8 protein-coding genes are annotated in these 12565 nt (G+C 71.5%); 6 read left to right on the forward strand and 2 right to left on the reverse strand.

What is annotated here, in order from left to right:
- Nucleotides 1–114: 114 nt before the first annotated feature.
- Nucleotides 115–2466 carry an AbfB domain-containing protein gene (locus ABZ172_RS24900; protein WP_356886591.1) on the reverse strand — a complete coding sequence of 784 codons (2352 nt, stop codon included), beginning with the start codon at nt 2464–2466 and terminating at the stop codon, nt 115–117.
- 77 nt (nt 2467–2543) lie between these two features.
- The gene (locus ABZ172_RS24905) at nt 2544–4988 is read right to left on the reverse strand and encodes an RICIN domain-containing protein (RefSeq protein WP_356886593.1); all 2445 of its coding nucleotides are present in this window, start codon (nt 4986–4988) and stop codon (nt 2544–2546) included.
- Nucleotides 4989–5462: 474 nt separating this feature from the next.
- Between ABZ172_RS24905 and ABZ172_RS24910 the strand changes: the two genes are divergently transcribed.
- The 6 genes from ABZ172_RS24910 to ABZ172_RS24935 all read left to right on the forward strand — a co-directional run bounded on the left by ABZ172_RS24910 (nt 5463) and on the right by ABZ172_RS24935 (nt 12457).
- Nucleotides 5463–6548 carry an ABC transporter substrate-binding protein gene (locus tag ABZ172_RS24910; protein ID WP_356886595.1) on the forward strand — a complete coding sequence of 362 codons (1086 nt, stop codon included), beginning with the start codon at nt 5463–5465 and terminating at the stop codon, nt 6546–6548.
- 102 nt (nt 6549–6650) lie between these two features.
- A complete protein-coding gene (locus tag ABZ172_RS24915; protein WP_356886597.1) occupies nt 6651–8258 on the forward strand; it encodes a sugar ABC transporter ATP-binding protein in 1608 nt (535 codons plus the stop codon).
- Nucleotides 8255–9253 (forward strand): ABC transporter permease, encoded by a 999-nt coding sequence (locus ABZ172_RS24920; protein WP_356886599.1) that lies wholly within the window; start codon nt 8255–8257, stop codon nt 9251–9253. The genes ABZ172_RS24915 and ABZ172_RS24920 overlap by 4 nt, the downstream gene beginning before the upstream one ends.
- Nucleotides 9250–10290, forward strand: coding sequence for an ABC transporter permease (locus ABZ172_RS24925; protein WP_356886601.1), 1041 nt, complete (start codon nt 9250–9252; stop codon nt 10288–10290). The genes ABZ172_RS24920 and ABZ172_RS24925 overlap by 4 nt, the downstream gene beginning before the upstream one ends.
- Before the next feature lie 65 nt (nt 10291–10355).
- Nucleotides 10356–11393 (forward strand): LacI family DNA-binding transcriptional regulator, encoded by a 1038-nt coding sequence (locus ABZ172_RS24930; protein ID WP_356886603.1) that lies wholly within the window; start codon nt 10356–10358, stop codon nt 11391–11393.
- Nucleotides 11393–12457 (forward strand): aldose epimerase family protein, encoded by a 1065-nt coding sequence (locus ABZ172_RS24935; protein WP_356886605.1) that lies wholly within the window; start codon nt 11393–11395, stop codon nt 12455–12457. The genes ABZ172_RS24930 and ABZ172_RS24935 overlap by 1 nt, the downstream gene beginning before the upstream one ends.
- Nucleotides 12458–12565 lie beyond the last annotated feature (108 nt).

A 12565-nucleotide genomic window follows, 5' to 3' on the forward strand; every position in this document is an offset into this window, starting at 1 on the left:
CGGTCGGTGACGGGACGGGCAGCGGAACGGCCGGCCGCGCGCCCCGTCGCGGGGTTCACGGCCGGCCGTGACGTGCACGGGCCCGGCGCCGGCCGCCGGGCCCGGACGCTCACCTCAGGGTGCCCAGGGCCCGTCCACGGCCCAGGTGGTGTCCTCGGTGAAGGTGGCCGCGTTGTCCCAGGCGTGTGTGCCGCCCGGTGTGGCCAGCCACACCTCCGAGCCGATGTGGCGCAGATAGCTCCCGGGCAGATTGGCGCTGGACAGCCGCACTCCGCCCTGACCCGCGACCGCGCACCAGGTGGCGTCGGCCTTGAAGAGCGCCGAGCCGTCGCTCGCGTCCCTGCGGACCCGGAACTCCCGGTGCCGCAGGTACTCGCCGGGGTAGTTCCGGGACTCGAACGAGTAGCAGTTGCCGTTCGCGAGGCCCGTGACGACCTTCCAGGTCGCGTCGCTCTTCAGCAGCGCACTGCTCGCGCCGTCGACGACCGCGGTGTACGCGAGGCCCTCGGAGTGGCGCAGGTACTTGTTCGTGTGCCCCGGGGTGGTGACCCGGAGCGACCTGTACTGCCCGGTGGGCAGGCTGACCGGCGGTGCCGGGGTCTTCGAGGCCTGGACGAGCGCCTGGTTGGCGGCCTTCACCCGCGCGGTGTCGACCTTGACGACCTGCCGGTCGTAGCTGAGGAGCCCGTTCGCCTCGTTCTCCACGTCGGTGATCTCCGTGTAGACCGAGGCGGACAGTCCGGCCGGCAGCTGGCCGGTCCTGATGGCGTCGATGAGCCCGACGAACCGGTTGTTCAGCGCGGAGACGCTCGCCTGGTCCTCGTAGCTGAAACCGCCGCCCGGGAACCACTCGTGGCCCGGGACCTTGTAGCCCAGCCCGCCGAACTCACCGAGCACCGCGGCCCGGGTGGCGGTCGGCGCCGTGTTGCCGGGACCGACGTAGATGTGGTTGTCCACCACGTCCCCGTTGCCGCCGTCCACCGAGCCGCAGCAGTTCACCCCGCTCATGTTGTTCACCAGCCGGGACGGGTCGTACGCCTTGACCTCGTCGGCGATCCTGGCCTGGTCGTACTGCCCCCAGCCCTCGTTCTGGTTCACCCACATGACGAGCGAGGGAGAGCTGCGGTGCTGGTCGATGACCGCGTGGTACTCCGCCTCCCACTGGGTCCGCGCCGCGCTGTCCGGCGTCTTGCCGGTGTCCATGGCGGGCATGTCCTGCCAGACGAGGAGGCCCAGCTTGTCCGCCCAGTAGAACCAGCGCTGCGGTTCGACCTTGATGTGCTTGCGGACCATGTTGAACCCGAGGTCCTTGTGGGCCTGGAGATCGGACTTCAGCGCGGCGTCGGTGGGGGCCGTGTAGATGCCGTCGGGCCAGTAGCCCTGGTCGAGCGTGCCGGTCTGGAAGACGAACTTCCCGTTGAGCACGGGACGCAGGATGTTGTCGACCTTCGCCACGGCGATGGACCGCATGCCCGCGTAGCTCCCCACCGTGTCCACCACGGACGTCCCGTCGAGCAGCTCGGCGCGGACGTCGTACAGGAACGGGTCGTCGGGGCTCCAGAGCCGGGGGTTCGGCACGGGCACGGAGATCTCACCGCCGGGTGCCCCGGTGGCCGTCCCCACCACGGTGCCGCCGCTGGAGACGGTGACCCGGGCGGTCCGGCCGCCGCCGGCCGCCGCCTGCACCTTCACCCGCAGCGTGCTGTCACCGAGGTTCGGGGTCATGTCCAGCCGTGTGACGTGCGAGGCCGCGACGGGCTCCAGCCAGACCGTCTGCCAGATCCCCGAGGCCGCGGTGTAGAAGATGCCGCCGCCGGGATGAGGGTCGACGTCGTTGATGCGCTGCTTGCCGACGGCCTGGCCGCCGGTCTGCGTCGGGTCGTACACGGAGACGACGACCGTGTTCGTCCCGCCGTTGAGCCGGGGCGTGATGTCGTACGCGAACGAGTCGAAGCCGCCCTTGTGGGCGCCGACCTGGGTGCCGTTGACCCAGACGGTGCTCTGCCAGTCGGACGCCCCGAAGTTGAGCACGACCCGGCGGCCGTTCCAGTTCGACGGCACGGTGAACGTGCGCTTGTACCAGAGCTTGTCGCTCTCCCTGATCGTGCGCTTGATGCCCGAGAGCGAGGACTCCGCGACGAACGGCACCCTGATCTGCTCGGAGAACGACGCCGGCTGTCCGGCGTCGCGGCCGGTCACCGCGAAGTCCCAGATGCCGTTGAGGTTGGCCCAGTCGGGGCGCGTGAGCTGGGGGCGCGGGTACTCGGGCAGGGGGTTGTCGACCGGCACCTGGTTCGTCCAGGGCGTCGTCATGGGGGCCGGTTTCGGTGCCCAGGCCGCGGGTGCGGCCGCCGCCGGAGCGGTGCCCGCCCCCACCAGTGCGGTGGCGAGCAGGGCCAGCAGGCCGGTGCCGGCGGTCAGCCGTCTCCATAAGGTGCGACGGCGTGGTGCGGGTGCTGACGTCATTCCCGGATCTCCTCGGTGGAGGGACGGACTCCCCGCACCGGAGCGGTGCGGGGAGTGGTACCGGAAGCCGCTGCTCCTCAGAGCAGCCGCCAGAGGTGGTCGGCGGTCCCGTTGTCGGCGTACTGCACGACGTGCGCGCTGTCTACGGTGGACATCAGGTCCACTCCGAGCACCTTGCCGGAGTGGCGGTTGCGGATGCGGTACCAGCCGTCGCCGTCCGGCACCAGCTGCCACAGGTGGTCCGCGGTGTCGTTGTCGTCGAACTGGACCACGTGCGCGCTGTCGGCGGTGGACATGCCGTCCACGCCGAGCACCTTGCCGGAGTGGCGGTTGCGGATGCGGTACCAGCCGTCGCCGTTGGCCACGAGCCGCCACAGGTGGTCGGCGGTCCCGGTGTCGCCGAACTGGACGACGTGGGCGCTGTTCGCGGTGGACATGCCGTCCACCCCCAGCACCTTGTCCGCATGGCGGTTGCCGATCCGGTACCAGCGGTCGGCCTGCCAGGGCGTCCCGTCCGGGCTCGCGGTCGGGAAGGACGTGATCCGCAGCCGTGCCGCGCCCATCGGGACGAGGGTGACCTCCTCCACCGGCTCGGTGCTCCGGGCGGGACTCGTCCGCAGCGGCGCCACCACGTGCTCGTCGTCGGCGCTCCACTCGGGGATCCGGCGGGCCCGGGCGGTCATCACGAGCGGGGTGCCCTCCAGGGTGAACGGGTTGTCGCCGGGGGCGCGTCCGGTGGACCGCCGGCGCAGCGCGTACGCCGGCCGTGCCCCGTCCAGGACGAGGCCGTAGTTCCACGGCGTGGTCGCGTGGACGGCGTACTCCGGGAACTGCTCGCTGCCGCCGATGCGCTCGTACGACTCCCCGATGCGCAGCGAGTAGGTCAGCGGGCCGTGGTCCACGCTCACCGAGCCGTGGTTGTCCGTCCAGGTCCGTACGCTGGTCCGCTGGGGCAGGCGCAGGGTGACCCGGTCGCCGTCGGCCCAGGTCCGTTCGATCCGGGTGAAGGCCGGGCCGGCCGGTGCGGCGACCCGGGTGCCGTTGACGCGTACGTCCGGCTCGGAGCACCAGGCGGGGACGCGCAGCACCAGCGGGAAGGCCAGCGGCTCCGGGGACGCGAGGGTGAGCGTGACGGTGTCCGTGAACGGGTAGCCGGTCTCCTCGGTGAAGGTGACCTCGGTGCCGTCGGCGACCTTCGCGGTGACCTCGCTGGGCGCGTACATCGCGGCCGCCAGCCCGCCGTCCGGGGTGGCGAGCCAGAGCTCCTCGGTGAAGTAGGGCCAGCCCATGCCGTAGTTGTGCGGGCAGCAGCGGTACTGGTCGACGCCGGGCAGGTACGCCTGCATGGCGAAGCCGTTCTGGAACTGCCGGTCCCGCTTCGGCACGTCGTCCAGGTCGACGCTGTTGGCGCTGGTGATGTAGTGGACCGCCCGGCCGGACGGGTCGAGCGAGGCGGGCAGCGAGTTGAAGGCCAGCTCCTCGCAGCGGTCCGCCCAGAGCGGGTCGCCCGTGATGCGGGTGAGCAGCTGGTGGCTCGCCATGAACTCGACGATCCCGCAGGTCTCGAAGCCCTGCCGGGGGTCCTTGTGCCCGGGCCGGGCGTTCTCGTCGCCGGCGAAGCCCCCGCCCGGGAACGGGCCGTACTGCTCCATGGCCCTGGCGTACGTCCCGTAGGTGTTCCGGGTGTCCTGCGGCGAGCCGCTGCGCAGGGCGTACTGGGCGGGCTCGCGGAAGCCCTGCGCGATGTTGACGTTGTGGGGGTCGATCAGGTTGTCCCCCCAGTCGGCGCCGTACCGGTGGATCGTGTCGGCGAGGTCGAGCAGGAAGGGGTCGCCCGTGCGGTTGAACAGCCAGTAGACGCTGTCCAGTCCGTCGCCCCAGCGCAGGGCGATCCAGCTGGTGTCGAAGGCGCCGGGGCCCTGTGCGTTCATGTACCGGAAGAACCTGCTGAGGAACGGGATGATGCGGGTGTCGCCGTCGTACTCCTGCCAGGAGCGCAGCGCCTGGACGAGCGGCAGGAAGGGCCAGAAGTCCGGGCCGCCGTTCAGCGAGGTCCGCAGGGACTTCGGCCCGAAGAAGCCGTCCGCCTGCTGGGTGGCGAGGATCGCGTCGATCCAGCGGCGGGCACCGGCCAGCGCCGACGCGTCACCGGTGACGATGGCCAGGTCCGTGTACCCGCGCAGCCAGTAGGGGACTTCCTCCCAGCCGTCCCGGTCGGGGCGGACCCAGCCGGAGGCCTCGAAGTCGAGGAAGTGCGAGATCTCCTCGTAGCGGCCGCACAGTCCGTCCAGCTGGAGCCTGAGCTGTCCGGCGAGCCAGCCCCGGGCGGTGACCCGCCCGGGAGGCAGCTTCAGGAAGGCGGTGGGGTGCAACGGCGCGGCGTTGGGGGAGTAGTGGCCGCCCCGCGCCGCCGCCATCACCCCCTCGGCCGCGGTCGCGGTGCCGGCCCAGCGGCCGCCCGCAGTGGTCGCGGCGACGGTGGCCAGGGCGCCGGTCATGAGTTGCCTGCGGTTCAGGGGCATCGTGTGGGGACTCCGCTTCTGCTCTGCCGGACAGGGGGGACCGGCCCGGACCGGGCCGGCGCACGGCGAAGGAGGCTGCCGTGTCCGGGGCGCGCGAACACGACCAGGTGCTTGCAACGTTGGAAAGTGATGTCGGCGGTATGACAGCACGCGGTCAAGCCGGTGTCCAGGGGTGGCGCAGCACCTGGTGCGAACGGGCTCCGGCGGCGGCTCTCGGGGGAGCGGGCCCCCGGGGCGACACATTTTGGAAACGCATCGACAACTCTCTTGCCGCCTGCCGCACTACGCCTATATAACGTTGTAAACCGAGCCGCCGAGAGGCCTCACAGGCCCTCACGACCGCAGTTTCCGCAGCTCGTAGCGGGGTCGTGAGGGATACCGCGTCATCTGCCGCCCAGCGGCTGACGCACCGTCCCGCCATGCCCGACGCACGCCGAACAGCGTGCCGTCACCCCGCCAAGGAGCGTCCCGCGCATGATGATCCAGCGTCGATCCCGAACCCTCGCCGCGGCCTGCCTGATCGCCGCCACCGCCACGCTGGCCGTGTCCGGCTGCTCGAAGTCGGAGACCACGAACGACGCCGGCGGTGACAGCAGCCAGGGAGCGCAGGAGGCCAAGTCCCCCGAGGCCGCCTCGGGTCCCGGCTGCTCGCTGCAGACCTACGGTGCGCCCAAGATCGACCTGAAGGACGCGGTGGTCGGCTTCTCCCAGTCGGAGAAGGAGGCCAACCCGTTCCGTATCGCCGAGACCCAGTCGATCAAGGACGAGGCGGCCAAGGTCGGGGTCAAGAAGCTGCTCACCACGAACGCGCAGTCGCAGCTGTCCAAGCAGATCAGCGATATCCAGGACATGCTGTCCCAGGGCGCCCAGTTCCTCATCATCGCCCCGCTGAACTCGGACGGCCTGGAGCCGGCGCTCAAGGCCGCGGCGGCCAAGAAGGTGCCCGTCCTCACCGTCGACCGCAAGGTCAACTCCACGGCCTGCAAGGACTACGTGGCCTTCCTCGGCTCCGACTTCGTCGAGCAGGGCAAGCGGGCCGCCGACGCCATGATCAAGGCGACCGACGGCAAGGGCAAGGTGGCGATCCTCCTCGGCGCCTCCGGCAACAACGTCACCACCGACCGGACCAAGGGCTTCGTCGACCAGATCAAGGCCGAGGCGCCCGGCATCGAGATCGTCGCCCAGCAGACCGGCGAGTTCGCCCGGGACAAGGGCCAGCAGGTCATGGAGCAGCTCATCCAGTCCAAGCCGGACATCACCGCCGTCTACGCGGAGAACGACGAGATGGGCCTCGGCGCCGTCACCGCCCTGAAGGCCGCGGGCAAGAAGCCCGGCAAGGACGTCAAGATCGTCTCGGTCGACGGCACCCGCAACGCCGTCCAGGCCCTCGCCGACGGCGACTACAACGCCGTCATCGAGTCCAACCCGCGCTTCGGGCCGCTCGCCTTCGCGACCGCCCAGAAGTTCTACGGTGGCGAGGAGATCCCCGAGAACGTCATCATCACCGACCGCGCCTACGACGAGACCAACGCCAAGGAATCGCTCGGCGGGGCGTACTGATCCGCTCCCGGCACCAACGGCCCCGGCCGCCGTGGCACCCGCACCGGGCCACGGCGGCCCCCGGGCCCTCACCCCTCGGACAGCGGAAGGCCTGAACGACCCATGGCACCACCCGAAGCAGTACCCCAGGCACCGGAGGCCGCCGGGGACACGGCCTCCGCCGTGCTCGAAGCCCGCTCGGTGAGCAAACGGTTCCCGGGCGTCGTCGCCCTCGACGACGTCGGCTTCTCCCTGCGTGCGGGGGAGACCCACGCACTGGTCGGGGAGAACGGTGCGGGCAAGTCGACCCTCATCAAGGTGCTGACCGGTGTGTACCGGCCGGACGGCGGCGAGCTCCGGATGGCGGGTGAACCGGTCAGGTTCGCCCGGCCGTTCGAGGCGCAGCAGGCCGGGATCTCCACGATCTACCAGGAGGTCAACCTCGTCCCCCTGATGAGCGTGGCGAGGAACATCTTCCTGGGCCGCGAGCCCAGGAACCGCTTCGGGCTCATCGACTTCGCCCGCATGCACCGGGAGACGGGCGAACTGCTCGACGGGTTCGGCGTGCACGCCGACCCCCGGCGCCCCCTGCACACCCTCGGTGTCGGCACCCAGCAGATGGTCGCGCTCGCCCGTGCCGTGTCCGTCAACGCCCAGGTCGTCATCATGGACGAGCCCACCTCCTCGCTGGAACCGCGCGAGGTCGAGACCCTCTTCCGGGTCATCGGCAACCTCCGCGACCAGGGCATCGCCGTGCTCTACGTCAGCCACCGCATGGACGAGCTCTACCGGATCTGCGACCGGGTCACCGTGCTGCGCGACGGACGCCACATCCACACCGGCGACCTCGCCGACCTCGACCGGATGCAGCTCGTCTCGATGATGCTCGGCCGCGACCTCTCCGAGGTGCGGCGCTCCGGCGTGACCAGCTTCGCCGCGGAGGGCCACGAGGCCGCCCGTACGCCCGTGCTCACCGCCACCGGCCTCTCCAGCCGCCTCCAGCTCCACGACATATCCCTGTCGCTGTACGGGGGCGAGGTCCTCGGTCTCGGAGGACTCCTCGGATCCGGCCGCAGCGAGACCGCCAAGGCGCTTTCCGGCGCGCTGCACCTGGACGCCGGCGAACTCACCGTCGACGGCACCCCCCTGAAGCGGCACACCCCGGCCGCCGCGATCCGGGCCGGCATCAGCCTGCTCCCCGAGGACCGCAAGGCCGAGGGCATCGTGCCCGGACTCTCCGTCCGGGAGAACATCGTGCTGGCCGCCATGCCCCGGCTCTCCCGGGCCGGTGTCGTCTCGCGCGCCCGGCAGGACCGGATCGTCGACATCTTCATGAAGCGTCTGCGGATCAAGGCGTCCAGCCCGGAGCAGAAGGTCGGGGAGCTCTCCGGCGGCAACCAGCAGAAGGTGCTGCTCGCCCGCTGGCTCTGCCTGGAACCCAAGGTCCTCCTGCTCGACGAACCCACCCGGGGCATCGACGTCGGAGCCAAGGCCGAGGTGCAGAGCCTCATCGACGACCTCGCCGGCGAGGGCCTCGCCGTCCTGCTCATCTCCTCCGACATCGAGGAACTCATCGAGGGCGCCGACCGGATCGTCGTCCTGCGCGGCGGCGCCGTCGCGGGCGAGCTGTCGGGCGACGACGTGGCCGAGGACCGGCTGCTCGAAGTGCTCGCCGACCACGCACCGCAGACGGCGGACCGGGCACCGGCCGCCCAGGAGGACCCCCGATGACCCGAACCGCCGTCGCCCCGTCCGCGAAGAGCGACAAGCCCCCCGGGCCCACGGGCGTGCCGGCCCGGCTGCGCGACCCCGCCTGGTACCAGCGCTACGGCGTCTACGTCGCCGTGGCGGTCGTGCTGCTCTTCAACGCGCTGTTCACCGAACACTTCATGACCGCGGACAACTTCCGCACCCAGCTCGTCCAGGTCGCCCCCATCGTGATCGTCGCCCTGGGCATGGCCCTGGTCATCGGCACCGAGGGCGTCGACCTGTCCGTCGGCTCGACCATGGCGCTCGCCGCCGCCTTCCTCCCGCTCTACCTCGGGTACGGGCTCGTCCCCGCCCTCGTCGTGTCCCTCCTGGCGGGCGCCGTGGTCGGAGCCGTCAACGGCAGCCTCGTCTCCCTCGTCGGCCTCCAGCCGATCGTGGCCACCCTCGCGCTCTTCGTCGGAGGCCGCGGACTCGCCCTCGTCATGGCCGACGGCCAGCTCAAGCAGATCGTCAACCCCGACCTGCTGTCGCTGGGCACCGGCTCCTTCCTCGGGGTGCCGCTCGTCGTCTGGATCGCCGGGATCCTCGCGGTCGCCGTGGCCTTCCTGGTGCAGCGCACCACCTTCGGCCGGCAGATCGTCGCCGTCGGAGGCAACCGCTCCGCCGCCGCGCTCGCCGGACTGCCCGTCAAGCGGGTCCTCATCGGTGTGTACGTGCTCTGCGGCGTGCTCGCCGCGCTCGCCGGCATCCTCGCCACCGCCAGGCTCACCGCGAGCGACCCGTCCTCGCTCGGCACCCTCATGGAACTCTCCGCCATCACGGCGGTCGTCGTGGGCGGCACCCCCCTCAACGGGGGCTCCGTACGCGTCCTGGGCACCGTCGCGGGCGCCCTGCTCATGCAGCTCCTCCGCGCCACGCTCGTCAAGCACGACCTGCCCGACTCCACCGCACAGATCGCCCAGGCGGCCATCATCATCGCCGCCGTCTACGTCGCCCGGGAGCGTCGGTCCCGATGAACGAAACCAAGCCCGCCACCGCCCCCCAGGCCCCGGTGCCGACCCAGGCGTCCGCGTCCCGCCCCGCCGCGCCCGGGCGGACCGGCCGCCTGCGTGCCGCCGAACTCCTCCAGCGCCAGGGCGTCCTCGCGGTCCTGCTGACCGTCGTGGTCGCCGCGTCGTTCATCTATCCGACGTTCGCCTCCCTGGACAACGCCCGCGGCGTCACCATCCAGGCGTCCTTCCTCGCCGTGGTCGCCCTCGGCATGACGCTGGTCATCATCACCGGCGGCATCGACCTGTCCGTCGGATCGGTCTTCGCCCTCGGCGGCGTGCTCGCCGCCTGGGCCTCGCAGTACGGATTCCTCGCCGCACTGCTGCTGCCCCTCGTGGTGTGCGGCGGGATCGGCCTGCTCAACGGGGTCCTGATCGCGCGCGGGAACATGGCGCCCTTCATCGTCACCCTCGCCACCCTGCTGGGCGCCCGCGGCCTGCTGCTCACCCTCACCGACGAGGGCGCCACCACCTACCTGGTGCCCAAGGACTCCGCCTTCGGGGAACTCGGCCAGGGCAGCGTCTGGGGCTTCGGCTACCCGATCGTCATCGCCCTGGTGCTGTTCGGGGCCGGCGGGCTCGTCCTGCAGCGCACCTCGTTCGGGCAGACCCTCTTCGCCGTGGGCGGCAGCAGCGACGCGGCCACCCTGATGGGCCTGCCGGTCGCCCGGACGAAGATCCTCGTCTACACGCTCAGCGGCCTGCTCGCCGGACTCGCCGGCGCCCTCAACGCGGCCCGGCTGTCCTCCGGCGTCACCATCGTCGGCGTGGGCATGGAACTCGACGCGATCTCCGCCGTCGTCATCGGAGGCACCCTCCTCGTCGGCGGCGCCGGCTCCATCAGCGGAACCCTCTGGGGCGTCCTCCTGCTGGCCGTCATCCAGAACCTGATCAACCAGATCGGCTCGCTCAACTCCTCCTACCAGTCGGTGGTCAGCGGCGGCTTCCTTATCGTTGTCGTGGTGGCCCAGCGCTATCTCGCGCGCAGTCGCAGAAGCACCTGACGACGAGCCGGCCCGCCCGGGCCGGCCACAGAGCCAAGCCGAGCCGAGCCGAACCAAGGAGTGCCGTGGGCGTCAGCCTCAAGGACGTTGCGCAACGGGCGGGCGTGTCCATCAAGACCGTGTCGAACGTGGTGAACCACTACCAGCACGTCACACCAGCCATGCGCGCCAAGGTGCAGAAGGCGATCGACGAGCTCGGCTACCGGCCGAACCTCACGGCCCGTCACCTGCGCAAGGGCCGCACCGGCATCATCGCCCTCGCCGTCCCCGAATTCGGCAACCCGTACTTCGCGGAACTCGCCGGAGCGGTCATCGACGCCGCCGCCCGGCACGACTACACCGTCCTGGTCGACCACACCGCCGGACTCCGGGAGAAGGAGCTGCTGGTCAGCCAGGGATTCCGGTCCCATGTGATCGACGGACTGATCCTCAGCCCCATCCACCTGGAGCCCGAGGACCTCATGGCGCGCACCGAGACCGCGCCGCTGGTCCTGCTGGGCGAGCGCGAGTACGAGGCACCGTACGAGCACATCGCCATCGACAACGTGGCGGCGGCCCGCGCGGCGGTCCGCCACCTCGTCGCCCAGGGCAACCGGCGGATCGCCTTCCTCGGTTCGCGCACCGGCCAGGAACGCCAGCCCGCGCACCTGCGCCTGCGGGGCTGGCGCGAGGAACTCACCGCCTCCGGCATCACCCCCGACGAATCCCTCGTCGTCGTCACCGACGGCTACGGCCGGGAGGACGGCGCCGCCGCCATGGCGCAGCTCCTGGACCGGGGGGACCGCCCCGACGCCGTCTTCGCCTACAACGACCTGATCGCCATCGGCGCCATGCGGACCCTCACCGAACGGGGCCTGCGCATCCCCGACGACGTCGCCGTCGTCGGCTTCGACGACATCGAGGAGAGCCGCTACACCACCACCACGCTCACCACCATCGCCCCCGACAAGGAGGCCATCGCCCGCCTCGCCGTCGACAGCCTCGTCGAGCAGCTCTCGGGCGCACCCGTCGCCGAACCGCGCAGGCCGCGCCCCGGCTACCGCCTCGTCGTCCGCGAATCCACCACACCCGGCCCCGACTCCGGCCACACCGAGGACCTCTGATGCCGCGCCCCACCGTGCACCGCACCCCCTTCGGCTCCGTCCAGGGCACCCGGACCGACCTGTGGACCCTCGACAGCGGTACGGGCGTCCGTGCCGAGGTACTGACCTACGGCGCGTCCCTGCACCGCCTCACCGTCCCCGACACCGCGGGAGCCGCCGCCTCCGTCGTCCGGTCGCTCGCGACCCTCGACGACTACACGGCCACACACCCCTACTTCGGGGCCGTCGTCGGCCGCTACGCCAACCGGATCGCCCACGGCAGATTCGTCCTCGACGGGACCGAGCACCACGTCCCCGCCAACGACCGGGGCCACGCCCTGCACGGGGGACCGGACGGCTTCCACACCAGGGTCTGGGCGGCCGCCCCGGACCGCACCGGCGACAGCGTGTCCGTCCGGCTCACCCTCCACAGCCCCGACGGGGACATGGGCTTCCCCGGAGCGCTGGACACCACGGTCACGTACACCCTGGACACGGCGGGCACCCTGGCCGTCGACTACGCCTCGGTCACCGACCGCCCCACCGTCGTGAACCTGACCAACCACGCCTACTTCGACCTGGCCGGCCACGACGACGTCCTCGGCCACCGCCTGGAGGTCGACGCCGACGCCTACCTCCCGGTGGACGACGACGGCATCCCCCTCGGCCCCCCGGCCGAGGTCGGCGGAACCCCGTTCGACCTCACCGCGGCCCGGATCCTCGGGGAGTGCCTCGGCACCGAGAACGCCCAACTCCGTTCCGCCGGAGGCTTCGACCACTGCTGGGTCCTGCGCCGCTCCGGCGACGCCCTGCACCGCGCCGCACGCCTCACCGCCCCGGACGAGGCCCGGATCATGGAGGTGTGGACGACGGAGCCCGGCATCCAGGTCTACACCGGCAACCAGCTCGACGGCTCCTTCACCGACGGCGCCGGCCGCCGCCACGGACGGCACGGCTCCCTCTGCCTGGAGACCCAGCACCTGCCCGACTCACCCAACCGGCCGGACTGGCCCAGCACCGTGCTCCGCCCCGGCGGCACCGCACGCAGCCGCACCGAGCTGCGCTTCCCGCACCTGCCGCACTGAGGCGGGTCGCGGAGGTCCCGGCCGCACGGACCCAGCAGTGGTCGAAGCCTCCGGCGGAACGGAGTTGGGCGTTCTCGGTGCCGAGGCACTCCCCGAGGATCCGGGCCG

Source organism: Streptomyces sp. NPDC006296, from assembly GCF_040613235.1.
In the GTDB taxonomy this organism is placed as follows: Bacteria; Actinomycetota; Actinomycetes; order Streptomycetales; family Streptomycetaceae; genus Streptomyces.

Coding starts and splice junctions, on each gene's coding strand:
- ABZ172_RS24900 (WP_356886591.1), bottom strand. CDS start 2,466: ATGACGTCAGCACCCGCACCACGCCGTCGCACCTTATGGAGACGGCTG.
- ABZ172_RS24905 (WP_356886593.1), bottom strand. CDS start 4,988: ATGCCCCTGAACCGCAGGCAACTCATGACCGGCGCCCTGGCCACCGTC.
- ABZ172_RS24910 (WP_356886595.1), top strand. CDS start 5,463: ATGATGATCCAGCGTCGATCCCGAACCCTCGCCGCGGCCTGCCTGATC.
- ABZ172_RS24915 (WP_356886597.1), top strand. CDS start 6,651: ATGGCACCACCCGAAGCAGTACCCCAGGCACCGGAGGCCGCCGGGGAC.
- ABZ172_RS24920 (WP_356886599.1), top strand. CDS start 8,255: ATGACCCGAACCGCCGTCGCCCCGTCCGCGAAGAGCGACAAGCCCCCC.
- ABZ172_RS24925 (WP_356886601.1), top strand. CDS start 9,250: ATGAACGAAACCAAGCCCGCCACCGCCCCCCAGGCCCCGGTGCCGACC.
- ABZ172_RS24935 (WP_356886605.1), top strand. CDS start 11,393: ATGCCGCGCCCCACCGTGCACCGCACCCCCTTCGGCTCCGTCCAGGGC.